The sequence below is a fragment of the Brevundimonas lutea genome (assembly GCF_003704105.1).
GTDB lineage: Bacteria > Pseudomonadota > Alphaproteobacteria > Caulobacterales > Caulobacteraceae > Brevundimonas > Brevundimonas lutea.
Genome location: NZ_QUOQ01000008.1, coordinates 144,495 through 167,658 on the forward strand (window position 1 = coordinate 144,495; position 23,164 = coordinate 167,658).

The 23,164-nt window shown below is 68.0% G+C and carries 20 protein-coding genes and 1 tRNA gene; 17 read left to right on the forward strand and 4 right to left on the reverse strand.

Features of this window, described 5'->3' with window-relative positions; genetic code table 11:
* Position 1 precedes the first annotated feature (1 nt).
* The 11 genes from nuoL to EES48_RS14295 all read left to right on the forward strand — a co-directional run bounded on the left by nuoL (position 2) and on the right by EES48_RS14295 (position 12,776).
* Positions 2–2,122, forward strand: coding sequence for an NADH-quinone oxidoreductase subunit L (nuoL, locus tag EES48_RS14245; protein ID WP_122468764.1), 2,121 nt, complete (start codon positions 2–4; stop codon positions 2,120–2,122).
* A 5-nt stretch (positions 2,123–2,127) separates the two neighbouring features.
* Positions 2,128–3,612: an NADH-quinone oxidoreductase subunit M gene (locus EES48_RS14250; protein ID WP_122468895.1), complete on the forward strand. Its 1,485-nt coding sequence runs from the start codon at positions 2,128–2,130 to the stop codon at positions 3,610–3,612.
* A gap of 4 nt (positions 3,613–3,616) precedes the next feature.
* The gene (gene nuoN / locus EES48_RS14255) at positions 3,617–5,086 is read left to right on the forward strand and encodes an NADH-quinone oxidoreductase subunit NuoN (RefSeq protein WP_122468766.1); all 1,470 of its coding nucleotides are present in this window, start codon (positions 3,617–3,619) and stop codon (positions 5,084–5,086) included.
* A 1-nt stretch (position 5,087) separates the two neighbouring features.
* Complete coding sequence (locus EES48_RS14260) at positions 5,088–5,864, forward strand: biotin--[acetyl-CoA-carboxylase] ligase (RefSeq protein WP_122468768.1); 777 nt, start codon at positions 5,088–5,090, stop codon at positions 5,862–5,864.
* A gap of 239 nt (positions 5,865–6,103) precedes the next feature.
* On the forward strand, positions 6,104–7,777 hold the full coding sequence (locus EES48_RS14265; RefSeq protein WP_122468771.1) for a ribonuclease J: 1,674 nt from the start codon (positions 6,104–6,106) through the stop codon (positions 7,775–7,777).
* Between the two features lie 44 nt (positions 7,778–7,821).
* Complete coding sequence (locus tag EES48_RS14270) at positions 7,822–8,721, forward strand: hypothetical protein (protein WP_122468774.1); 900 nt, start codon at positions 7,822–7,824, stop codon at positions 8,719–8,721.
* A 26-nt stretch (positions 8,722–8,747) separates the two neighbouring features.
* Positions 8,748–9,179: a methylmalonyl-CoA epimerase gene (gene mce, locus EES48_RS14275; RefSeq protein WP_122468777.1), complete on the forward strand. Its 432-nt coding sequence runs from the start codon at positions 8,748–8,750 to the stop codon at positions 9,177–9,179.
* Entirely contained in the window at positions 9,176–9,433 is a 258-nt protein-coding gene (locus EES48_RS14280; protein WP_122468782.1) for a DUF1467 family protein, read from the forward strand. Before mce ends, EES48_RS14280 begins: the two co-directional genes overlap by 4 nt.
* Before the next feature lie 73 nt (positions 9,434–9,506).
* The gene (gene proS / locus EES48_RS14285; protein ID WP_122468785.1) at positions 9,507–10,823 is read left to right on the forward strand and encodes a proline--tRNA ligase; all 1,317 of its coding nucleotides are present in this window, start codon (positions 9,507–9,509) and stop codon (positions 10,821–10,823) included.
* On the forward strand, positions 10,820–12,082 hold the full coding sequence (locus tag EES48_RS14290; RefSeq protein WP_122468788.1) for a lipoprotein-releasing ABC transporter permease subunit: 1,263 nt from the start codon (positions 10,820–10,822) through the stop codon (positions 12,080–12,082). Before proS ends, EES48_RS14290 begins: the two co-directional genes overlap by 4 nt.
* The gene (locus EES48_RS14295; RefSeq protein ID WP_122468791.1) at positions 12,075–12,776 is read left to right on the forward strand and encodes an ABC transporter ATP-binding protein; all 702 of its coding nucleotides are present in this window, start codon (positions 12,075–12,077) and stop codon (positions 12,774–12,776) included. The genes EES48_RS14290 and EES48_RS14295 overlap by 8 nt, the downstream gene beginning before the upstream one ends.
* Before the next feature lie 4 nt (positions 12,777–12,780).
* On the opposite strand, the gene EES48_RS14300 is transcribed toward EES48_RS14295, so the two are convergent.
* The gene (locus tag EES48_RS14300; protein WP_122468794.1) at positions 12,781–13,260 is read right to left on the reverse strand and encodes a hypothetical protein; all 480 of its coding nucleotides are present in this window, start codon (positions 13,258–13,260) and stop codon (positions 12,781–12,783) included.
* Between the two features lie 118 nt (positions 13,261–13,378).
* On the opposite strand from EES48_RS14300, the gene EES48_RS14305 reads away from it, so the two are divergent.
* On the forward strand, positions 13,379–14,023 hold the full coding sequence (locus EES48_RS14305; RefSeq protein WP_122468797.1) for a response regulator transcription factor: 645 nt from the start codon (positions 13,379–13,381) through the stop codon (positions 14,021–14,023).
* Positions 14,024–14,279: 256 nt separating this feature from the next.
* On the opposite strand, the gene EES48_RS14310 is transcribed toward EES48_RS14305, so the two are convergent.
* Positions 14,280–14,492: a hypothetical protein gene (locus EES48_RS14310; protein WP_122468800.1), complete on the reverse strand. Its 213-nt coding sequence runs from the start codon at positions 14,490–14,492 to the stop codon at positions 14,280–14,282.
* On the opposite strand from EES48_RS14310, the gene dnaE reads away from it, so the two are divergent.
* From dnaE to EES48_RS14335, 5 genes are all read left to right on the forward strand, one after another.
* Positions 14,457–17,921, forward strand: a complete 3,465-nt coding sequence (gene dnaE / locus EES48_RS14315; RefSeq protein WP_122468803.1) for a DNA polymerase III subunit alpha — start codon at positions 14,457–14,459, stop codon at positions 17,919–17,921. The two genes, EES48_RS14310 and dnaE, sit on opposite strands and share 36 nt — an antisense overlap.
* Before the next feature lie 157 nt (positions 17,922–18,078).
* Positions 18,079–18,351: a GFA family protein gene (locus EES48_RS14320; protein WP_240623387.1), complete on the forward strand. Its 273-nt coding sequence runs from the start codon at positions 18,079–18,081 to the stop codon at positions 18,349–18,351.
* Between the two features lie 135 nt (positions 18,352–18,486).
* Entirely contained in the window at positions 18,487–19,914 is a 1,428-nt protein-coding gene (locus EES48_RS14325; protein WP_122468806.1) for a M20/M25/M40 family metallo-hydrolase, read from the forward strand.
* A gap of 12 nt (positions 19,915–19,926) precedes the next feature.
* Positions 19,927–20,011 (forward strand) — tRNA-Leu (locus EES48_RS14330).
* A gap of 40 nt (positions 20,012–20,051) precedes the next feature.
* Positions 20,052–20,711, forward strand: coding sequence for a glutathione S-transferase family protein (locus EES48_RS14335; protein ID WP_122468809.1), 660 nt, complete (start codon positions 20,052–20,054; stop codon positions 20,709–20,711).
* Positions 20,712–20,715: 4 nt separating this feature from the next.
* On the opposite strand, the gene EES48_RS14340 is transcribed toward EES48_RS14335, so the two are convergent.
* Together EES48_RS14340 and amaB are read right to left on the reverse strand one after the other, a co-directional pair.
* Positions 20,716–21,495, reverse strand: coding sequence for a thiazole synthase (locus EES48_RS14340; RefSeq protein WP_122468812.1), 780 nt, complete (start codon positions 21,493–21,495; stop codon positions 20,716–20,718).
* Between the two features lie 125 nt (positions 21,496–21,620).
* Entirely contained in the window at positions 21,621–23,117 is a 1,497-nt protein-coding gene (gene amaB, locus EES48_RS14345) for an L-piperidine-6-carboxylate dehydrogenase (protein ID WP_122468815.1), read from the reverse strand.
* Positions 23,118–23,164 lie beyond the last annotated feature (47 nt).

The window sequence follows — 23,164 nt, forward strand, 5'->3', positions numbered from 1 at the left end:
CGTGACTCTCGAGCTTCTCGTCACACTCGGCGTCTTCGCCCCGCTGCTGGGAGCGGCCATCGCGGGTTTCTTCGGCCGGCGGATCGGCAATGTCGTATCTCAGGGCGTCACCACGGGCCTGTTGTTCTTCTCGGCCGCCGTGGCCTGGATCGTGTTCGGGTCGTGGACCTGGGGCGACCTGCAGCCCTTCACCGTCCAGATCGCGCCCTTCATCAACGTCGGCGATTTCCAGTCGAACTGGGCCATCCGCATCGACGCCCTGTCGGCGGTGATGCTGGTGGTGGTGACCTCGGTGTCGTCGCTGGTTCACCTCTACAGCTGGGGCTACATGGCCGAGGATCCGGACAAGCCCCGGTTCTTCGCCTATCTCTCGCTGTTCACCTTCGCCATGCTGGCGCTGGTCACCGCCGCCGACTTCATGCAGCTGTTCTTCGGCTGGGAAGGGGTGGGGCTGGCGTCCTATCTGCTGATCGGATTCTGGTACAAGAAGCCGACCGCCTCGGCCGCCGCCATCAAGGCTTTCGTGGTCAACCGGGTCGGTGACTTCGGCTTTGCGCTCGGCATCTTCACCGTCTTCTGGATGTTCGGCACCATCCAGTTCGCCGAGCTGTTCCCCATGATCGCGGCCTGGGAGGGTCGGGGCTGGGAGTTCCTGGGTCACACCTGGTCGGCGCTGGATATCGCGGCCTTCCTGCTGTTCATCGGCGCCATGGGCAAGTCGGCCCAGTTCTTCCTGCACACCTGGCTGCCGGACGCCATGGAGGGCCCGACCCCGGTCTCCGCCCTGATCCACGCAGCAACCATGGTGACGGCCGGCGTCTATATGGTGTGTCTGCTCAGCCCGCTGTTCGAGTATGCGCCGGTGGCCAGCCAGATCGTCGCCCTGATCGGCGGGGTCACGGCCCTGTTCGCCGCGACGGTCGGCCTGACCCAGAACGACATCAAGCGGGTCATCGCCTATTCGACCTGTTCTCAGCTGGGCTACATGTTCTTCGCCGCCGGGGTGGGCGCGTATCAGCCCGCCATGTTCCACCTGTTCACCCACGCCTTCTTCAAGGCGCTGCTGTTCCTAGGCGCGGGCTCGGTGATCCACGGCATGCACCATGAGCAGGACATGCGGAAGATGGGCGGGCTGTGGAAGCTGTTGCCCGTCACCTATGGCGTGATGACCATCGGCACCATCGCCATCACCGGCCTGGGCATTCCGGGTCTGAAATGGGGCTTCGCCGGCTTCTACTCCAAGGACTCGATCCTGGAGAGCGCCTTCGCCTCGGCCGGCTACAGCCCGGCGGGCCTGTTCGTCTTCTTCATCGGCCTCTTCGCCGCCGGCCTGACCGCCTATTATTCGTGGCGTCTGGTGTTCATGACCTTCCACAACAAGCCGGTGTGGAAGGAAGAGCACGCGGCCGTGCATGACGAGCCGGGCCACGAGCATCACGAGGCTCAGCTGGAGACCCACGACGAGCCCCTGGCCGACGGCGCCCATCCGGCGACCGATCACGTCGAGGGGGCGGAACACGTCCACCACGACGATCACCACCATCACGGACCGCTGAAGCCTCACGAGAGCCCGTGGGTGATGCTGGTCCCGCTGCTGCTGCTGTCGGTCGGCGCGATCGCCTCGGGCTTCGTGTTCTACGAGTTCTTTGTCGGTCACCATGCCGAGCACTTCTGGCGCGAGGCCATCTTCACGCGGCCCGAGAACCACGTGCTGCACGACAGCCACTATGTGCCGACCTGGGTGCTGTGGGCGCCGCTGGTGCTGACCCTGGCGGGCACGCTGTTCGCCTTCTGGCTCTATGTGATGCGAGAGGGGCTGGCGCGCGTCTGGGCCGAGCGGAACGGGCCGCTGTACCGCTTCCTGTACAACAAGTGGTACTTCGACGAGCTGTATGACCTGATCTTCGTGAGGGGGGCCAAGGCGCTTGGCGACCTGTTCTGGAAGATCGGCGACATCAAGATCATCGACGGCCTGGGGCCGAACGGCGCCGCCTGGGCCTCGCTTAAATCCGCCGGACGGCTGGCCAAGGTCCAGTCCGGCTATGTCTACCACTATGCCTTTGTGATGCTGCTGGGCGTGGCGGGCCTTCTGGCCGTCGTCATCGCGCGGTGGGGAGCCTGACGCCCGTGCCCTATATCCTCAGCATCGTCACCTTCCTGCCGCTCGTCGGCGCGCTGATCCTCCTGGGAACGCGCCTGGCGTCCAAGTCGGCCGACGCGGCGGCCCCGGCCGCGCGCTGGATCGCCCTGATCACCACGCTTGCGACGCTGGCGGTCGCGGTGGTTCTGGTCGCGGCCTTCGACGCGTCGAGCACGGCCTATCAGTTCGTCGAATACGTGCCGTGGTTCGCCGGCATCGCCTATCACCTGGGCGTCGACGGCATCTCGATCCTGTTCGTGCTGCTGACGGCCTTCCTGATGCCGATCTGCATCGTGGCCAGCTGGCGCTCCATCGAGCACCGTGTGGTCGAATACATGATCGCCTTCCTGGTGCTGGAGACGCTGGTCATCGGCGTGTTCACGGCTCTGGACCTGTATCTGTTCTACGTCTTCTTCGAGGGCGGCCTGGTGCCGATGTTCCTGATCATCGGCATCTGGGGCGGGCAGAACCGGATCTACGCGGCCTACAAGTTCTTCCTCTACACCCTGCTGGGGTCCGTCCTGATGCTGGCGGCCATGCTGTACATGACCCGCGCGGCGGGCACGTCCAGCATCCCCGAGCTGGCCCAGTTCGGCTTCGACCCCCTGACCCAGCAGCTGTTGTGGCTGGCCTTCTTCGCCTCCTTCGCCGTGAAGATGCCGATGTGGCCGGTCCACACCTGGCTGCCCGACGCCCACGTCCAGGCGCCGACGGCGGGATCGGTGATCCTGGCGGGCATCCTGCTGAAGCTGGGCGGCTACGGCTTCCTGCGCTTCAACCTGCCCATGTTCCCCGAGGCGTCCGAGCTGTTCGCGCCCCTGGTCATGGTGCTGTCGGTCATCGCCATCATCTACACCTCGCTGGTCGCCTTCCGGCAGACCGACATCAAGAAGCTGATCGCCTATTCGTCGGTGGCGCACATGGGCTTCGTCACCATGGGCATCTTCGCCGGCAATGAGCAGGGCGTACAGGGCGCCGTGTTCCAGATGATCAGCCACGGCCTGATCTCGGGCGCGCTGTTCCTCTGCGTGGGCGTCATCTACGACCGGATGCACACGCGCGAGATCGCCTTCTATGGCGGTCTGACCAGCCGCATGCCGTGGTACGCCGCCATCTTCCTGATGTTCACCATGGCCAATGTGGGCCTGCCGGGGACCTCTGGCTTCATCGGCGAGATCCTGACCATGGCCGGCGCCTATGGCTATTCCACCTGGGTGGCGTTCGGCGCGGCTTTCGGGGTGATCCTGTCGGCGGTCTATGCCCTGACGCTGTACCGCAACGTCATGTTCGGCGAGATCACCAATCCCAAGCTGAAGGGCATCGCCGACATCGACCGGCGGGAATTGGGCGTGTTCGTTCCGCTGATCATCGGCACGATCTGGCTGGGCGTGCAGCCCGGCGCCGTGCTGGACCTGACCGAGGGCTCGGTGAACGCCCTGGTCGCCACCTATCGCGCCGCGATCGGCGGGTGATCTCATGACCGTTTCCGAAGTTCCCTTTTCGATCGATCTCAGCCAGGCGCTGCCGCTGGCGGCGTCGGAGATCACCCTGGCGGTCGGCGCTCTGGTGCTGCTGGTCGTCGGCGCCTTCTGGGGCGAGAAGTCGGCCGGGCCGCTGTCGTGGATCGGCGCGTTGCTGCTGGTCGTGGCGGCCGGGGTGGCGGGGACCGCGCCGCTGGGCGTGGCGTTCAACGGCGCCTTCGTGGCCGACCCGCTGGCCGTCTACGCCAAGGTGGCCATCTATCTGTTCGCCGCCCTGGCCGTGGTGCTGGGGGCCGGTTGGACGCGGCGTCAGGGCATCGCCAAGTTCGAATATCCCATCCTGATCATCCTGGCCTCGGTCGGCATGGCCATGATGGTGTCAGCGGGCGATCTGATATCGCTCTATGTCGGGGTCGAGTTGCAGTCGCTGGCCCTCTATGTGCTGGCCGCCTACCACCGCGACGACGCCAAGGCGTCGGAGGCGGGCTTGAAGTATTTCGTGCTGGGCGCCCTGTCGTCGGGCCTGCTGCTGTACGGCGCCAGCCTGGTCTATGGCTTCACCGGCTCGATGCGGTTCGAGGACATCGCCGTGGTGGCCTCGGGCGACGCGGGGGCCGGTCTGATCTTTGGCCTGGTGTTCCTGATGTGCGGCCTGGCGTTCAAGGTCTCGGCCGCCCCGTTCCATATGTGGACGCCCGACGTCTATGAGGGCGCGCCGACGCCGGTGGTGGCCCTGTTCGCCACGGCGCCGAAGATGGCGGCGATGGTCCTGTTCGCCCGCACCCTGTCGGAAGGGTTCGGCGGCGCGCTGGGCGACTGGAGCCAGATTCTGGTGATCATCTCGGTGATCTCCTTCGCGGTCGGCGCCTTCGGAGGGCTGGCGCAGCGGGACGTGCAGCGGCTGCTGGCCTATTCGTCGATCGCCAACATCGGTTACGCCCTGCTGGGCATCGCGGCGGGCACGGCCGAGGGCCTGCAGGCCATGCTGATGTTCATGACCTTCTACATGATCGACACCATCGGCCTGTTCGCCTGTCTGCTGGCGCTAAGCCGCGGCGGGCGTCCGATCCGGCGGATCGAGGATTTCGCGGGCCTGAAGCAGGACCGGCCGGTCACGGCCATCGCCATCACCATCCTGGCCTTGTCAGTGCTGGGCATGCCGCCGTTCGCCGGTTTCTGGGGCAAGTATTTCGTCTTTGGCGCGGCGATCGACGCGGGCCTGTGGGGCGTGGCGGCGATCGGTCTGGTCGCCTCGGTGGTCGCGGCCTTCTACTATCTGCGGATCATCAAGCTGATGTGGTTCGACGCCCCGCCCGAGGGTGTCGTCGCCACCGACAGGGCGCCGAAGGAGGCGCAGTGGACGGCCTGGGCCGCCGCCGCCTTTTCCTTCCCGCTGGTGATCATCGGCCTGACCTGGCTGGAGCCGCTGACCCGGATCGCCGCCTCGGGGTTCGGGGCGGGGTAGGGTGAGCCCCGGCGCCTCATCGACGGCGCCCGCCGAGACGCCAATCGTCTGGTTCGACCGGATTGATTCCACCAACGCCGAGGCGCGCCGTCGCGCCGAGGCGGGGGAGGGCGGCCCCCTGTGGCTGGCCGCCCGGGCTCAGGACGCCGGGCGAGGCCGACGCGCACGCGCCTGGACCAGCGAGCCGGGCAATCTGTTCGCCACCCTGCTGACGGCAACTCGCCGACCAGCGGCCGAGGCGGCGCAGGTTAGCTTCATCGCCGCCCTGGCGGTTGCGGAGTTGCTCGACGCCTTCACCGAGGCGGGGCGGGTGGCGATCAAATGGCCCAATGACGTCCTGCTGGACGGCAAAAAGGCGTCCGGCATCCTGATCGAAAGCGGTCAGCGCGCCCAGGGCGGCGTTTGGCTGGCCATCGGCATCGGCGTCAACCTGGCCCATGCGCCCGACGACACGGAGCGGCCGGCGATCGCATTGGCCCAGGCGCTGCGGCCCGACCTGGCGCACACGCCGACGCCCGAGATGGCGCTGACGGTGCTGGCCGACAGTCTGGCCGCGTGGATGGGACGATGGGACGCCTATGGCTTCGCGCCGGTCCTCGACGCCTGGACTCGGCGGGCGGGGGGTTTGCAGGGGCCGTGCGTGGCGCGTCTGGACCATGAGACGCTCGCCGGAACGGCCGAGGGCGTAGCCGAGGACGGCAGTCTGCGGCTGCGGTTGGGCGATGGGTCGTTGCGGCTGATCTCCGCAGGTGATGTTTTCTTTGGGACGGTTGCCTGAGCCGAGCAGATATCACCTCTCCGACGCCGAAGGGCGGCGGGGAGGACAGGTCGCGGCAGCGACCAGGAGGGGGTGTCGCCGGATGATCCGTTCGCGCGAACCCAGTCGTCGGCGCCGCCCCCGCCTGGACGCCGCTGGCGCGTCGTCCTGTCCTCCCCACGCGCCTTCGCGCGCGGAGAGGTGAAAGACTGGTTCAATCCGCTCGCTATCTCCTCCCGGAACCCCCATATGGCCTCGCCATGACTGACAAGAACCAAGACCAACTCGTCTTCCTGCCGCTGGGCGGCTCCAACGAAGTCGGGATGAACCTGAACGCCTATGGTTTCGGCCCGGCGCATGACCGCAAATGGATCCTCGTCGACGTCGGCGTGACCTTCGGCGACCTGTCGACGCCGGGCGTCGACATCATCGTGCCCGATCCGGAGTTCCTGAAGGGCGAGACCATCCTGGGCATCGTGCTGACCCACGCGCACGAGGATCACATCGGCGCCCTGCCGTGGCTGATGCCGCAACTGGATGCGCCGCTGTACGCCACGCCCTTCACCGCCTTTCTGATCCGCGAAAAGCTGCGCGACCGGGGCAATCTGAAGGATGTGAAGGTCAAGGAGGTTCCGTTGGGCGGGACTATCGACCTGGGGCCGTTCCAGGTGGAGCTGGTGTCGATGGCGCACTCGATCGCCGAGCCGAACGGGCTGGCCATCCGCACCCCGCTGGGCACGGTGCTGCACACCGGCGACTGGAAGATCGATCCTGATCCGGTCGTTGGCCACAAGACCGACACCGCCGCCCTGACCCGCATTGGGGACGAAGGCGTGCTGGCCATGGTGTGCGATTCCACCAATGTGTTCGTCGACGGCCGCGCGGGGTCGGAAGGCGATGTCGCCGTCGGCCTGGAGGACCTGATCAAGCCGCTCAAGGGCCGGGTCGCGGTCGGGTGTTTCGCGTCGAACGTGGCGCGGGTGCATTCGGTTGTGCGCGCCGCAGAGGCGGCCGGGCGCCGGGTGGTGCTGGCCGGGCGCTCGATGCACCGGATCACCGCCGCGGCGCGCCATGTGGGCCTGCTGGACGATTTGCCGCCCTTCCTGACCGAGGACGAGGCGCGGGTCTGGCCGGCGGATCAGATTCTGTACCTGTGCACCGGCAGCCAGGGAGAGGCCCGCGCCGCCCTGTCGCGGGTGGCTGACGGCACCCATCCCTTCATCAAGCTGGGTCTGGGCGACCACTGCATCTTCTCGTCGCGCGTGATCCCCGGAAACGAGCTGTCGATCGGCGCGCTGCAGGACCGGCTCGCGGATCGGGGTGTGCGGCTCTACACCGAGCGGGACCATCCCAACATCCACGTCTCTGGCCACCCGTGCCGCGACGAGCTGAAGGACATGTACGACTGGGTCCGGCCGCGCATCGCCGTGCCGACCCATGGGGTGCGCCGCTTCCTGATGGAGCACGCCAATCTGGCCAAGGACTTCGGCGTGCCGGAAACGGTCACGCCCCGAAACGGCGATCTGGTCCTTTTGGCGCCGGGTCAGCCCGGAATCATCGACGAGGTGCCGAACGGCCGGCTGTATGTCGACGGCGGGATGCTGGTCACCGAGGCCGGCGAGGCCCTGCGCGAGCGTCGCCACGCGGCCTCGAACGGCGTGCTGGTGGTCAGTTTCGCCATGGACAGGCGCGGCAAGATCATGTCGGACATCGACGTGCGCGGCATCGGCCTGCCGGGTGATCCGAACACGCCCCTAGGCGACGCGCTGGACGACTTGGCCGAACGGGTCGAGCAGGTGGTGCGCGGCTTGAAGGGCGAGGCTCTGGAGGACGAGCTGGTGGTCGAACAGGCCGTGGCGCGGGCCCTGAAGAAGGCCAGCCAGCAGATCTGGGACCGCCGGCCGATCGTCGAGACCGTGATCCTGAGGCTGTGATCCCGCTTGTCTGACGCGCGGGGTCGATTCACGGTCACGGCGCCATGAGCCGCACGCGCGATATTCTCGACCACGTCCGCCACGCGCGGCATCCGTATCGCGGGTGGCGCAAGTGGGGACTGATCGGCATCCAGACCCTGATCGGCCTGGTCGTGCTGTTCGCCCTGATCAATCTGGGCCTGACGCTGTGGGTCCAGACGCCCGGCGGCATTCCCGAACGGGCGCGCGCCGAGGTGCAGGGGCTGTGGTTCAGCGCGCTGGATGGCCGCGAAACCGATCCCGACGCCTTTGCCGCCATCTATGGCGGCGAGCTGGGGCAAGCGCCCAGCGAGGCCGATATCCGCGCCTATTTCCAAGACCGGGTCGGCCAGCGCACCTTTCTGCTGGATCAGGTCATGGTCGAGCATCTCGAGACGCGGTTCGGCGGGCTGGACGGCGGGAACTTTCCGGCGGGGGTCTATGTCGGCATGCGGGCCTTGGGACCGGATGGCGCGCCGGCGGTGCACGCGACCAAGTGGATGGCCCAGTTCCTGTTCTTTCCGCGTCACGCCTACATCCTGGTGGTGCCGGAGAGCGGCGAGCCGATCTCTTTCTCGGCCAGCATGAACGGCAAGTTCGACGACGAGGCGGAGCATCCGGACTTTCTGGAGGCCAGGATCGCCCCGTTCGACGCCCGGGCCTACGACTATCCCTCATCGGGCCAGGCCATCCACGAGATGACCCGGATCACCGACGACCCGGCTGAAATCCCGGCCGCGCTAGAGCGGTTGCGCGCCGCCGAGCGCCGGCTGGCCGAGTCCGACATCCGCTATGGCGTACTGGCGCCCAATTCGAACACCGTGGTGGGCTGCATCCTGGAGGAGTCCGGCGTTATCACCCGGCGGGAGCGGCAAGACACGATCCTGACGCTGAGGGCGCCGGGGGTGGGGGCGGCTTGCGGCTGAGCTCTTCGCCGCTCATACAGCCCGCCATGATCGGACGCTTGAACCATGTGGGGGTCGCCACCCCCTCCATCGACGACAGTCTGGCGCTGTATCGCGACATTTTGGGCGGGACGCCGCACGGCGAGCCCTTCGACCTGCCGGCCCAGGGCGTGCGCGTCGCCTTCGTCGACCTGCCGAACAGCCAGATCGAGCTGATCGAGCCGCTGGGCGCGGACAGCCCGCTGAACGGATTTCTGGCGAAGAACCCCAAGGGCGGCCAGCACCACGTCTGTTTCGAGGTCGAGGACATCATCGCCGCACGCGATGCTCTGACCGCCAAGGGCGCGACCGTACTGGGGACTGGCGAGCCGCGCATCGGCGCCCACGGCACGCCGGTGCTGTTCCTGCATCCCAAGGACATGGGCGGGGTGCTGGTCGAGCTGATGCAGGCGCCGGACGCCGAGGGGCGCCATCCGTGATCTTTGGCCCTGTCACCCTGATCGCCATCTATCTAACCTGCTGGTGGACCGTGCTGTTCGCCATCCTGCCGCTGGGCATGAACCAGGGCGATCAGCAGGCGCCGACCGACGGCGGCCAGTGGGGCGCGCCGATCAAGCCCAACCTGAAGAAGAAGGCCATCACAACCACTTGGGTCTCCGCCATCGTCTGGGTGTTGATCGTCGGGGTGGTGGAGTCGGGGCTGGTCGATCTGTCGGGCCTGCCGACGGGGTGAGGACACGCCGCATTGCGCCGCCCCACGGCGCCCGGCTAAAGCGGGGTTCGTTCCCCTGTCTCCGGATTCCCTGATGCGCCTGTCGCGCTACTTCCTGCCCACGCTGAAAGAGGCGCCGTCGGACGCCCAGATCGTGTCGCACCAGCTGATGCTGCGCGCCGGGCTGATCAAGCAGGAGGCGGCGGGGATCTACGCCTGGCTGCCGCTGGGTCTGCGGGTGCTGAACAAGATCGAGCAGATCGTGCGCGAGGAGCAGGAGCGGGCGGGCGCCGTTGAGGTGCTGATGCCCACGCTGCAGCTGGCCGACCTGTGGCGGGAGTCCGGGCGGTATGACGCCTATGGGCCGGAGATGCTGCGGATCACCGACCGGCACGAACGCGAGTTGCTTTACGGGCCGACCAATGAGGAGATGATCACCGACATCTTCCGCAGCTTCGTGAAGAGCTACAAGGCGCTGCCGCTGAACCTGTTTCACATCCAGTGGAAGTTCCGCGACGAGCGCCGGCCGCGGTTCGGGGTGATGCGCGGGCGCGAGTTCCTGATGAAGGACGCCTATTCCTTCGATCTGGACGAGGCCTCGGCGAGGAAGGCCTACAACCGCATGTTCGTGGCCTATCTGAACACCTTCGCGCGGATGGGGCTGAAGGCCGTGCCGATGCGGGCGGATACCGGGCCGATCGGCGGCGATCTGAGCCACGAGTTCATCGTGCTGGCCGACACGGGCGAAAGCCAGGTGTTCTGCGATCGCAAGCTGGTCGAGATGCCGGCGCCGGGCGCGGACGTGGACTGGGACGACCTGCAGGGGCTCGTGGACGAGCGCACCGGCCTCTATGCGGCGACCGAAGAGATGCATGACGCGGCGCGCTTTGACAGCGAAACCGCCGAAGCCGACCGCCTGACCGCCCGGGGGATCGAGGTCGGCCACATCTTCTATTTCGGGACCAAATACTCCGAGCCGATGAAGGCGCGGGTGCAGGGGCCGGACGGCAAGGATACGGCCGTGCACATGGGCAGCTATGGCGTCGGGGTCTCGCGTCTGCTGGGCGCCATCATCGAGGCCAGCCACGACGAGGGCGGCATCATCTGGCCGGACGCCGTCGCGCCGTTCGACGTGGTGGTCATCAATCTGCGGGCCAATGACGAGGCGGTGTCCGCCGCCTGCGAGGACGCGGTGCGTCAGCTGGAGGCGGCCGGCAAAGACGTTCTCTATGACGACACCGACGAACGGCCGGGCGGCAAGTTCGCCACCGCCGACCTGATCGGCATCCCCTGGCAGCTGACCATCGGACCCAAGGGTCTGGCCGACGGCGTGGTCGAACTGAAGCGCCGGGCGACCGGCGAGAAACAGTCCGTGCCGCTGGAACAGGCCTTGCAGCAGGTCCGCGCATGAACGCCTTCTCGTCATGGGAGCTCGGCCTGGCGCTCCGCTATCTTCGGGCCAGGCGCAAGGAGGGCGGGGTCGCCCTGATCGCGATCATCAGCTTCGTCGGCATCATGCTGGCGGTGGCGGTGCTGATCAGCGTAATGAGCATCATGTCGGGGTTCCGCGCCGAGCTGCTGGGCCGGATCCTGTCGTTCAACGGGCACATGTTCGTGTCGGGCGAGGTGCTGCAGGCGCCGGACCGCGATCAGGTGGTCGAGCGGCTGAGGAACGCGCCGGGCGTGGTCGAGGTGTCGCCCCTGACCGAAAGCTACTCCGTGATCCGGGCGGGCGCCCAGCTGACGCCGGTGGTGGTGCGCGGCATCCGCGCCGAGGACCTGCGCCGCATGGATCTGGTGGCCGATAGCACCCAGCCCGAGGCGCTGCAGACGTTCGGCCAGGGCCCCTATGGCGGCGACCGGGTGATCATCGGCCAGACCATGGCGAACAATCTGGGTCTGAGGATCGGCGATCCGATCACCGTGCTGTCGCCGACCGGCGGCGGCTCGGCCTTCGGCTCGCTGGGGCTGGAGAAGACCTACATCGTCGGCGGCACCTTCACCGCCGGCATGGCCGACTACGACGCCGGCTTCATGTTCATGCCGCTGGAGCAGGCGCAGATCTTCTTCGGCAAGGAAGGCGTCTGGGACGTCATCGAGATGAAGGTGGATGATCCGGATCGCGTGGCGGAGATCGCGCCCGGCGTGCGCGAGGCGGTTGGCCCCTATGCGGTGGTTACCGATTGGACCCAGCGGGCCTCGGCCTTCTGGGAGGCGCTGAAGATCGAACGCGTGGCGATGAGCATCATCCTGGGTCTGGTCGTGGCCATCGCCGCCATGAACATCATCTCCGGCATCGTCATGCTGGTGAAGAACAAGACCCGCGACATCGCCATCCTGCGAACAGTCGGGGCCAGTCAGAGCTCGATCCTGCGGGTCTTCTTCATGGCCGGGGCGTCGATCGGGGTGGCGGGCACTCTGGCCGGTCTGATCCTCGGCGTCCTGTTCTGCCTAAACATCGGCCCGATCCAGGGGGCGGTGGAGGCGATCACCGGCGCCCAGGTGTTCAATTCCGAGGTCTATCTGCTGCCGCGCGTGCCGGCGCTGATCGATCCGGTGGACGTGTTCTGGGTGGCGATGCTGTCGCTGGTCATGTCGTGCCTGGCGTCGCTGCCGCCGTCTTGGCGGGCGTCGCGGCTCGATCCGGTGGAGGCCCTGCGTTTTGAGTGATCCGGTCCTCTCCATTCGCGGCCTCGAGCGCAGCTATGTCACACCGGCCAGGACCCTGACGGTCCTCAAGGGCGTCGATCTGGATGTCTATCCGGGCGAGGTGGTCGGGCTGATCGGGCCGTCCGGCTCGGGCAAGTCGAGCCTGCTGCATGCCGCCGGTCTGCTGGAACGGCCGACCGCCGGCCATCTGACCATCGACGGCGAGGAGGTCACCGGGCTGAATGAGCGGGCGCGCACCCGGCTGCGGCTTCAGCGGGTGGGCTTCGTCTATCAGTTCCACCATCTGCTGCCGGAGTTCGATGCGCGCGATAACGTCGCCCTGCCGATGCGGATCGCGGGCGCGTCGATGGAGAAGGCCCGGGCGCGGGCGGCCGAGGTGCTGACCCAGCTGGGGCTGGGCGAGCGCCTGACCCACCAGCCGGCGCAGCTGTCGGGCGGGGAGCAGCAGCGGGTCGCCATCGCCCGGGCCCTGGCCAACGGGCCGCGTCTGCTGCTGGCGGACGAGCCGACCGGCAATCTGGACCCAACCACCAGCCAGGCGGTGTTCGATGCCTTGCGCCAGCTGGCCAAGACCACCGGCGTCGCGGCCCTGATCGCCACCCACAATATGGAGCTGGCCGGGCACATGGACCGGGTGTTCGCTCTGAAGGACGGGCATCTGGAAGAGCGGCCGGCGGAGAGCCACGCCTACTAAGGCGTCAGCGCGCGGGCCCGGGGCGGCTGATCCAGGGCGCTTCCATGGTCGCGTCGGAGGCGACGCCCAGCTTGATCTCGGCCGCGCGGTAGCCGGCCCAGCGGGCGAGGCTCTCGATCGCCTCGACGTCATACGGCGGGCGGGCCAGGACACCGGACAACCAGGCCGTTTCACCGGGGGTAAGCCAGCCGTCGAGCGGGCTCCACCAGCGGAACTCGCGGGTCAGGATGGGGCGACGATCGACGATCAGCGGCGGTCCGCGCCAGGCGGCGCCGCTGGTGGTTTCCAGAAGGCGATCGATGGCTTCGGGCTCGCCTTCGAGCATGTGCAGCAGAAAGGCGTCGCCGGTGAGAGCGATGCCGCCGATCTTGAGCTGAAGTCGCTGGGCGCGGGACACGGCGACCAGTCCCTCCAGCGCACCGGGATCGTGACCGATGCCGCGAAGGGCGTGGAACCACAGGGCCGCGTCCAGGGTCTTGCTCATCCTGGCTGGGTAGCGGCCAAGCTTTTCCGCGTGAACTGCGTGGAATCACGGGGTTTCCCACGGCTACGGTCGCGCTATGGAGAAGGCATCTCCCCAGTTTTCGCGCAAACGAACCCCGATGAGTCCCCAGGAAAGCGGCAAGATCCGCCGCCCCGATCCGCGCGCCGCGACCGTCGGACTGCCGCTGGGGCCGAGCGAGGTTCTGATCGTCGATGACGATCCCTCTGTCCGGCACATGTTGCACCTGGGACTGGAGCAGGCCGACATGCCGGTGATGAGCTTCGGCGAGCCTGTCGAGGCCCTGGCCTGGGCCGTGGCGGCGCCGGCGTCGGTGGTGATCGTCGATCTGCGCATTCCCGAAGTCGATGGACTGGATCTGGTCCAGGCGCTCTGCGGGCTGGACCGGCACGCGGTGATCATCCTCAGCGCCATCGTCGATGTGTCGATGACGGTCGAGGCGATGCGGCTGGGCGCCTTCAATGTTCTGGAGAAGCCGGCCTCGACCGACCGCATCATCCGGGCGGTCGAGGAGGCGCAGGCGGCGATCGCCAAGCCCGCCCAGGCCTTCGCCGGCTTCACGCCGCGCGAGCGGCAGGTCGCCGAACTGATCATGGACGGCCAGACGACGAAGCAGATCGCCCAGGCCCTGTTGCTCAGCCCGCGCACGGTCGAGTTCTTCCGCGCCAACCTGCTGCGCAAGACCGGCGCGACCAACCCCGCCGCCCTGGTGTCGATCCTGGCGCGGATGAGCGCCGGCGGCTGACGCGCGGCGCTATTTCCTGGTGGGCGGTTGGGTGAAGGGCGAACTTCCCACCGATACCGGAGGCTTGGCCTTCTCCGCCTTGGGTTTGCGGGCTTCCTTGTTCTTGCGCACCTGACCCTTGGCCATGGTCGATCTCCTGGCGCCTACCGCCGATGGGCGGGACGACGGGCGCGGAGCGAGCCTTACCACGGTTCGCGTTGTCCACGATGGCGGACTTGACGAGAACAAAGCCGCAACATAGAACATTGCCAGAACATCATTTCTGGGAGGCGATCATGGCGCGTTGGGGCCGGGAAATCTTGTCTTTGGCGTCCTGTGGGGCGTTCGTGTGGATGGTGTGGCAGGCGGCCTTTTTCATCGCCTGACCCTCAGCCTGTGGATGGCGTCGCAGGGGATCGAGCGCGGCGTCGTCGAGTCGGGCTAGGGTGATCGGATGAACGACACCATGACCAGCCAGGGCTTCGTCCATCTCCGGGTGCGGTCGGCCTATTCCCTGCTGGAGGGGGCGACCAAGGCGGGCAAGGTGCCGACCCTGGCCCAGAAGGCCGGGATGCCGGCGGTGGGCGTGACCGACCGCGCGAATTTGTTCGGAGCGCTGGAATTCAGCCAGGCGGCCCGGGACGCGGGCGTCCAACCCCTCGTGGGATGTTCGCTGCCGGTTTCCGGTATCGGCGGGCGGCCGGTCGAGCGCTGGGCGCGGACGCCGACGGTGGTGCTGCTTGCCCAGAACGAGCAGGGCTGGCTGAACCTGTCAGCCCTGTCCTCGGCGGCCTTTCTGGACCCTCGGGTAATCTCCGGCGAGGCGACCGAGCCGGAGGTCCCGTGGTCGCTGGTCGAGAAACATTCGGCGGGGCTGATCCTGCTGTCCGGCGGGCCGGACGGGCCGGTGAACTGCCTGTTCGCGGCCGGCAAGGCGGGGGAGGGCCGCAAGGCCCTGGCCGAGATGCGCCGGGTGTTCGGCGACCGGCTTTATGTCGAGCTTCAGCGTCACGACACGGCGGGCGAGCGCGCCGCCGAGCCGGGCCTGGTCCAGTGGGCCTATGACTCGGACACGCCCCTGGTCGCGACCAATGACGTGCATTACGCCGAACAGCGCCAGCATCGCTCTCACGACGCGCTGATGTGTATCGCCGACGGGGCCTTCATCGGACAGGACGACCGACGGCGCGTGACGGACCAGCACTGGTTCAAGTCGGCCGAGCAGATGCGGACCCTGTTCGCCGACCTGCCCGAGGCCTGTGACTCGACGCTGGAGATCGCGCGCCGCTGCGCCTTCATGGTGGAGACCCGCGCGCCGATCCTGCCGCGCTTCGACACCGGCGCCGGTCGCTCCGAGCCGGAGGAACTGGCCCATCAGGCGCGCGAGGGGCTGAAGGCGCGCCTGCTGCAGGTGACGCCGGCCGCGCCCGAGGAGGAGTACTGGAAGCGTCTGGACTGGGAGGTGTCGATCATCACCCAGATGGGGTTCCCGGGCTATTTCCTGATCGTCGCCGACTTCATCAAATGGGCCAAGAGTCACCGGATTCCGGTCGGACCGGGGCGGGGGTCGGGGGCGGGGTCGCTGGTGGCCTGGGCCCTGACCATCACCGATCTGGATCCCCTGCGGTTCGGCCTGCTGTTCGAGCGGTTCCTGAATCCGGAGCGGGTGTCCATGCCCGACTTCGACATCGACTTCTGCCAGGAGCGGCGCGAGGAGGTCATCTCCTACGTCCAGCAGCACTACGGTCAGGACCGGGTCGCCCAGATCATCACCTTCGGCACGCTGCAGGCCCGGGCCGTGCTTCGTGATGTCGGCCGCGTCCTTCAGATGCCGCTGGGCCAGGTCGACCGCCTGGCCAAGATGGTGCCCGCCAACCCCGCCAATCCAGTGACCCTGGCCCAGGCCATCGAGCTGGAGCCGCGGCTGAAGGAGGCGCGCGACTCCGAGAAGTCGGTGGAGACGCTTCTGGCCACGGCGCTGGAGCTGGAGGGCCTTTACCGCAACGCCTCGACCCACGCGGCGGGCATCGTCATCGGCGACCGGCCGCTGGTCGAGCTGGCGCCGTTGTATCAGGACCCGCGCTCGGACATCCCGGCGACCCAGTTCAACATGAAATGGGTGGAGCCGGCCGGGCTGGTGAAGTTCGACTTCCTGGGGCTGAAGACCCTGACCGTACTGGACCGGGCGCGCGCCTATCTGGAGCGGCGGGGCATGGCGCCGGACTTCACCACCCTGCCGCTGGACGACGGCTCCACCTATGAGCTGATGGCGTCGGGCCAGACGGTCGGGGTGTTCCAGCTGGAATCGCAGGGCATGCGCGACACCCTGCGCAAGATGCGCTGCGGCTCCATCGAGGAGATCACGGCGCTGATCTCCCTCTATCGGCCCGGGCCGATGGAGATGATCGACACCTATATCGACCGCAAGTTCGGCCGCGCCGAGGTCGACTATCTCCACCCCAGCCTGACCGAGGTCCTGACCGAGACCTATGGGGTCATCATCTACCAGGAGCAGGTGATGAAGATCGCCCAGGTCCTGGCGGGCTACAGCCTGGGCGAGGCGGATCTGCTGCGCCGCGCCATGGGCAAGAAGAAGAAGGAGGAGATGGATTTCCAGCGGGCGCGCTTCATCAAGGGCGCGTCCGAAAAGGGCGTGCCGGATGAACAGTCCGGCGGCATCTTCGATCTGGTGGCCAAGTTCGCGGGTTACGGCTTCAACAAGTCGCACGCGGCGGCTTACGCGATGATCAGCTATCAGACCGGCTGGCTGAAGGCCCAGCATCCGGTCGAGTTCTTCGCCGCGTCGATGAGCCTGGACCTGTCCAACACCGACAAGCTGGCGGTGTTTTATCAGGATGCGCGCAAGTTCGAGGTCCAGGTGCGGCCGCCAGACATCAACCGATCGTCGGCGGACTTCGATGTCGCCTGGGACGATGACAAGGGCGCGGTGCTCTATGCACTGGGCGCCATCCGTAACGTCGGGCTGGAGGCGATGAAGCATGTCGTCGAGGTGCGCGAGGCGGGCGGGCCGTTCGCCGACATCTTCGACTTCCTGGAACGGGTCGATCCGAGGAGCGTGAACAAGCGGGCTCTGGAGAATTTGGCGCGGGCCGGGGCGTTCGACAGCCTGCATCAGAACCGCCGCCAGCTGGTCGAACAGGCCGATGTGCTGATGGCCTACGCCCAAGCCTCGGCGGCGCAACGGGAAAGCGACCAGATTTCCATGTTCGGGGGCGCGGACAAGCTGCCGCCGCCGCGCCTGCGGGCGGTCGAGCCGTGGGTCGGGCCCGAGCGGCTGGACGAGGAACTGGCGGCGGTGGGCTTCTACCTGTCCGGCCATCCGCTGGAGGACATGGCGGGCGCCCTGCGCAGGAAGCGCGTGACCTTCGTGGCCGAGGCGCTGCAACGCGCCGAACAGGGACACGAAGCCTTCCAGATGGCCGGGGTGATCCGTCGCAAGCAGGAACGGGCCAGCGCGCGGACCGGTGAGAAGTTCGCCTTCGTCACCTTCTCGGACCCGACCGGCGAGTTCGAATGCCTGTTCCCTCCGGAATCCCTGCGCCGCAATCGCGAGGTGCTGGAGCCCGGCGCGGCGGTGCTGGTCAAGGTGCGGGCCAAGGCGGCGGACGGCGAGGTGCGCTTCTTCGGCGACGACGCCAGCCGCATGGAGGCGATGATCGACGACGGCCTGGCGGGTTTGCGTGTGCACGTCTCCGGGCGCGGCACGGAGGTCGAGGCCCTGCGCTCGCGGCTGGACCGAGCGACGGCGCCGGGCAAGGGCGGAGAGATCGTGCTGGTCGCCTCGCTGGACGGCCGACGCGAGGTGGAGTTGAAGCTGCCCGGTCGATACCGGCTGGACGGCGCGCTGCGCGGCGCGCTGAAGTCTGCGCCGGGCGTCAGCTATCTGGAGGATGCGTGAGGGGTCTTGAGCCGCCCTCAACCCGTCTCCCCGGCGAAGGCCGGGCCCCAGAGCCGCGTGCGCCGGCTCATGACCAGCATCTCACGCAAGCTCTTCTGGGCCCCGGCCTCCGCCGGGGAGACGGAGTGTGTTCAAGCCTGATGAGCGGAGAGTGCGAATGACGAAAACCCACACCGGCTCCTGCCACTGCGGCGCGGTCAGTTTTGAGGTCGAGATGGACCTGGAGGGGCTGATCGAGTGCAACTGCTCGCACTGTTATCGCAAGGGGTTCGTGCTGAAGTTCGTCGAGCCCTCGGCGTTCCGGCTGATCTCGGGCGAAGGCGCGCAAGCCCAGTATGGCTTCTCAAGCACGCCATCGACCACCTGTTCTGCAAGACCTGCGGCGTCGAGAGCTTCGCGCGTGGCCGGACCCCGGACGGCAAGGCGATGATCGCCATCAATGTCCGCGCCCTGGCCGATGTGGAGCCGTGGTCCTGGACGGCCGCACGGGTGGACGGACGAAGCTTCTAGTCCGCGTCCGATCCGCCTAAGGTCCGCCGTCATTTCCGCCCCTACCGGAGTCGCCATGTCGCGCGCCGCAGTTTCGTTCGCTCTCATCCTGGCCGCGTCGGTCGCCGCCGCGCCCCTGGCCCAGGCTCAGGACGCCGAGGCCATCGCCACCGCAGCAGCCTTGCGCGACCGGGCGCTGGAGGGGTCGGGCGCCTATGAGATCGTGGAGGAGATCACGACCCGGTTCGGTCCGCGGCCGGCGGGATCGGCCGCTGAGCAGGCGGCGGCGGAATGGGGCGCCGCGTGGCTGCGCGCCAATGGGTTCGATAACGTCCGCGTCGATCGCTTTCCGCTGTCGATGTGGGATCGCGGCGAGGAGCGGGTCGAGATCGTCGGCGACTTCGCCCAGCCGCTGACCGTCACCGCGCTTGGCGGCGCCGTGGCCACGCCCGAGGGCGGGGTCGAGGGCGAGGCGGCGATCTTCGAGACCTTCCAGGATCTGCTGGACGCCCCGGCGGGGTCGCTGGCCGGCAAGGTGGCCGTGGTGCTGCAGGACACGCCGCGCGCCCAGGACGGGCGCGGCTATGGCTCGACCTCGGTCATCCGCTTCCAGGGACCGACCGAGGCGGCGGCGCGCGGCGCGGTCGGCTTCCTGCTGCGCTCGCTGGGGACGCACGACCACCGCTTCGCCCACACCGGCGCGACGCGGGTGGGCGAGGGGACCATCCCCGCCTTCGCCATCTCGCCGCCCGACGCCGACCAGCTGCGCCGCATCGCCGAGCGCGCCGAGCGGCCGGTGCGGTTGCGGCTTTCCTCGACCGCCCGGTTCCTGGAGCCGGGCCACAGCCAGAACGTCATCGCCGAGGTGCGCGGTCGCGAGGCGAGCGAGGAGGTGATCGTGTTCGGCGGGCACCTGGACAGCTGGGATCTGGGGACCGGCGCCATCGACGACGCGGCGGGCGTGGCCATCACCACGGCGGCCCTGAAACTGATCGCCGACCTGCCCGAGCCGCCACGCCGCACGTTGCGTGTGGTCTGGTGGGGCTCCGAGGAGGTCAGCCAGCCGCCGCCCGCTCAGGGCCTGGCCGGCGCCCGCCACTATGCCGAGGCCGTGGCCCGGCCGGATCTGGAGAACCACGTCGTCATTTCGGAAAGCGATTTCGGGGCCGGGCCGATCTATGGGCTGTCGCTCCCGGCCGGTCAGGCCGACAGCGAGCTGCAGAAGGCGGCGATGCGAGTGCTGACGCCGCTGGGCATCGTCTGGAATCCGCAGCCCGCGCGCGGCGGCGGTCCGGACACGGGTCCGACGGTGGCGCTGGGCGTGCCGGCCTTCCAGCTGGCGCAGGACGGCACCGACTATTTCGATACCCACCATACGGTCGACGACGTGATCGACCGCATTGATCCGGAAAATCTGGACCAGAACGTCGCCGCCTGGGCCGCGCTGCTGTGGCTGATCGCGGAGTCGGACGCGGACTTCCGCCAGACCGCGCCCGCCGAGTAGGGTGATCCCGCCGCGAGCGTGGCGAAACTGGTAGACGCAAGGGACTTAAAATCCCTCGACCTCGGTCATGCGGGTTCGATCCCCGCCGCTCGCACCATTGTCTTGGCCGCCCGCCGAGCCGGGGCTAGGGTCGCGGCATGGCCCTGGAACTCTATGCCCACCCGTTCTCGTCCTTCTGTCAGAAGGCGCTGATCGCGCTGTACGAGGCGGGGACGCCGTTCACGCTGAAGATGCTGGACGCGGAGCATCCGGAGAATTTTGTGGCGCTGAAGGCCGCCTGGCCGTTCGGGCGGTTTCCGGCCCTGAAGGATGGCGACCGATGGGTGATTGAGGCGACATGCATCATCGAGCATCTGGATGTCTTCCATCCCGGGCCGGAGCGGATGATCCCCGAGGATCGCGATCTGGCGCTGGAAGTCCGGTTCCTGGACCGCGTGTTCGACAACGATGTGTCGGGACAGCAGCAGGCGTTGATTTACAATGCATTGCGGCCGGAAGGCTCACGTGACGCCTACGGTGAGGCGCTGGCGCGCGAGAAGCTGGAAGTGTCCTACGCCTGGCTGGATGATGTGCTCAAGGGGCGGCGATGGGCGGGCGGCGATCGCTTCACCCTGGCCGACTGTGCAGCGGGGCCGGCGCTGTTCTACGCCCACTGGACGCACCCGATCGATCCGCGGTTCGAGACGCTGCTGGCCTATCGGCGACGGCTGATGGCGCGACCCAGTTTCGCACGGGCGATCGAGGAGGCCCGGCCCTATCGCGCCTATTTTCCGCTGGGCGTTCCCGCCGAGGACTGAGGCGTTAAATCAGCCCTGCGAGCGGCGAGGAGGGGTCGGCGTAGAGCCGCTTCTTCATCCGGCCAGCGAGATAGGCGTCACGGCCAGCCATGACGGCGTGTTTCATGGCGGTGGCCATGCGGATCGGATCGCGCGCCTCGGCGATGGCGGTGTTCATCAAGACGCCGTCACAGCCCAGCTCCATGGCCACGGCGGCGTCCGAGGCCGTTCCCACCCCGGCATCGACCAGTACGGGAACCTTGGACTGTTCGACGATCAGGCGGATGTTGACCGGGTTCTGGATGCCCAGGCCCGATCCAATGGGCGCGCCCAGGGGCATGATGGCCACCGCGCCGGCGTCCTCAAGCTTGCGGGCGTACACCGGGTCGTCGGTGCAATAGACCATGACCTCGAACCCCTCGGCGGTCAGCAGCTTCAGCGACCGCAGCGTCTCCTCCATGTCGGGAAACAGAGTCTTGGGATCCGACAGCACCTCCAGCTTGACCAGGGTCCAGCCCCCGGCTTCGCGCGCCAGACGCAGGGTTCGCACCGCGTCCTCGCCCGTGAAGCATCCGGCGGTGTTGGGCAGGTAGGTGTAGCGGTCAGGCGAGACGAAGTCAGTCAGCACCGGCTGGGAGGGGTCGGTCAGGTTAACCCGGCGCACGGCCACGGTGACGATCTCCGCCCCGGAAGCCTCGGCGGCGGCGGCGTTCTGGGCGTAGTCGCGATACTTGCCCGTGCCCACGATCAGGCGTGACGAGAAGGTGCGGCCGGCGACGGTCCAGGTGTCGGGAGAGGAGGTCATGGGCGCTAGTTAGTCGGTTGAAGGCGCGACTTAAACCCGTCTCCCCGGCGAAGGCCGGGGTCCAGGGCCGAGAGCGCACGCAAGCCCTCCTGGCCCCCGGCTTCCGCTGGGGAGACGGCTACGACCTACACCTCGAACTTCACCCCCTGGGCCAGGGGCAGGTCGGCGGAGAAGTTCACCGTCTGGGTCTGACGGCGCATATAGGCTTTCCAGGAATCGGAGCCGCTCTCGCGACCGCCACCGGTTTCCTTTTCGCCGCCAAAGGCCCCGCCGATCTCGGCTCCCGAGGGACCGATGTTGACGTTGGCGATGCCGCAATCCGAGCCCCAGGCCGACAGGAAGGTCTCGGCCTCGCGCATCCGGTCGGTGAAGATGCAGGACGACAGGCCCTGGGGCGCCGCGTTCTGTAGTGCGATGGCCTGATCGAGATCGGACCAGGTCAGGACGTAGAGTATGGGCGCGAAGGTCTCGGTCAGGACGACGGCGCTCTGCGCAGGCATGTGGACAATGGCGGGGGAGACGTAGACGCCGTCGCGGTCCAGCCGTTCGCCGCCGGTGACGACCTCGCCGCCCTCGGCACGGGCCTGATCGAGGGCCGCCGTGAAACCGTCGGCCGCCGCTTGGTCGATCAGCGGGCCGACCAGCACCCCGTCCTCGCGCGGGTCGCCGATGGGCAGGCCGGCATAGGCCTTGGCCAGACGCTCGACGAGGGCGTCGGCCAGGCTGTCGTGCACAAGCAGGCGACGCAGGCTGGTGCAGCGCTGGCCGCAGGTGCCCACGGCGGAAAACGCGATGGCGCGCACGGCCAGCTCGAGGTCGGCGCTGTCGGTGACGATCATGGCGTTGTTGCCGCCCAGCTCCAGCAGGCTGCGGCCCAGGCGGCCGGCGACGGCCTGGGCGACGGCCCGGCCCATGCGTGTCGAGCCGGTGGCCGAGATCAGGGGGACGCCTGGGTGCGCCGCGAGCGCCTCTCCGACCGCGCGTTCGCCGAGGATGACCTGCGACAGGCCTGGGGGCGCGTCGTCACCGAAACGGGCGGCGGCGCGATCGAATACGGCCTGAACGCCGAGGGCGGTGAAGGGCGTCTTTTCCGAAGGCTTCCAGATCAACGGGTCTCCGCAGACCAGCGCCAGCGCCGCGTTCCACGCCCAGACGGCGACGGGGAAGTTGAACGCGGTGATGATCCCGACCGGGCCGAGCGGTTGCCAGGTCTCGCGCATGTGGTGGCCGGGACGCTCGCTGGGCATGGTCAGACCATAGAGCTGGCGCGACAGGCCGACGGCGAAGTCGCAGATGTCGATCATCTCCTGGACCTCGCCCAAGCCTTCGGACACGATCTTGCCGGCCTCCAGCGTGACCAGCCGGGCCAGGTCGTCCTTCGAGGTGCGCAACTCCCCGCCCAGCAGGCGGACCAGCTCTCCGCGGCGTGGGGTGGGAACGCGGCGCCAAGCCTCGAAGGCGTCGGCGGCTTGCGAGACCGTGTCGTCGATGGCGGAGGGCTCGGCGAAGACGGGGCGCGGGACCGGCGATCCGTCCAGCTGGGATGGCTGTGTGGTCTCGGCCAGATCGGGCTGGACCCCAAGCCGGGCCAGCACCGCGATGATCTCGTCGCCCGCCGTCATGTCCTCGTCCTTTCCGGAACCGCCAAGGTCGGGAGGGGTTCTGGGAT

Bases quoted from the DNA above. Each gene is read 5' to 3' on its own strand.
- mce (WP_122468777.1), top strand. From the start codon at position 8,748: ATGATCGGACGCTTGAACCATGTGGGGGTCGCCACCCCCTCCATCGAC.
- EES48_RS14310 (WP_122468800.1), bottom strand. From the start codon at position 14,492: ATGGACGAAGCCCTGGCTGGTCATGGTGTCGTTCATCCGATCACCCTA.
- EES48_RS14265 (WP_122468771.1), top strand. From the start codon at position 6,104: ATGACTGACAAGAACCAAGACCAACTCGTCTTCCTGCCGCTGGGCGGC.
- EES48_RS14300 (WP_122468794.1), bottom strand. From the start codon at position 13,260: ATGAGCAAGACCCTGGACGCGGCCCTGTGGTTCCACGCCCTTCGCGGC.
- dnaE (WP_122468803.1), top strand. From the start codon at position 14,457: ATGAACGACACCATGACCAGCCAGGGCTTCGTCCATCTCCGGGTGCGG.
- EES48_RS14340 (WP_122468812.1), bottom strand. From the start codon at position 21,495: ATGACCTCCTCTCCCGACACCTGGACCGTCGCCGGCCGCACCTTCTCG.
- EES48_RS14270 (WP_122468774.1), top strand. From the start codon at position 7,822: ATGAGCCGCACGCGCGATATTCTCGACCACGTCCGCCACGCGCGGCAT.
- EES48_RS14320 (WP_240623387.1), top strand. From the start codon at position 18,079: ATGACGAAAACCCACACCGGCTCCTGCCACTGCGGCGCGGTCAGTTTT.
- EES48_RS14305 (WP_122468797.1), top strand. From the start codon at position 13,379: ATGAGTCCCCAGGAAAGCGGCAAGATCCGCCGCCCCGATCCGCGCGCC.
- EES48_RS14290 (WP_122468788.1), top strand. From the start codon at position 10,820: ATGAACGCCTTCTCGTCATGGGAGCTCGGCCTGGCGCTCCGCTATCTT.
- amaB (WP_122468815.1), bottom strand. From the start codon at position 23,117: ATGACGGCGGGCGACGAGATCATCGCGGTGCTGGCCCGGCTTGGGGTC.
- EES48_RS14325 (WP_122468806.1), top strand. From the start codon at position 18,487: ATGTCGCGCGCCGCAGTTTCGTTCGCTCTCATCCTGGCCGCGTCGGTC.
- EES48_RS14335 (WP_122468809.1), top strand. From the start codon at position 20,052: ATGGCCCTGGAACTCTATGCCCACCCGTTCTCGTCCTTCTGTCAGAAG.
- proS (WP_122468785.1), top strand. From the start codon at position 9,507: ATGCGCCTGTCGCGCTACTTCCTGCCCACGCTGAAAGAGGCGCCGTCG.
- nuoN (WP_122468766.1), top strand. From the start codon at position 3,617: ATGACCGTTTCCGAAGTTCCCTTTTCGATCGATCTCAGCCAGGCGCTG.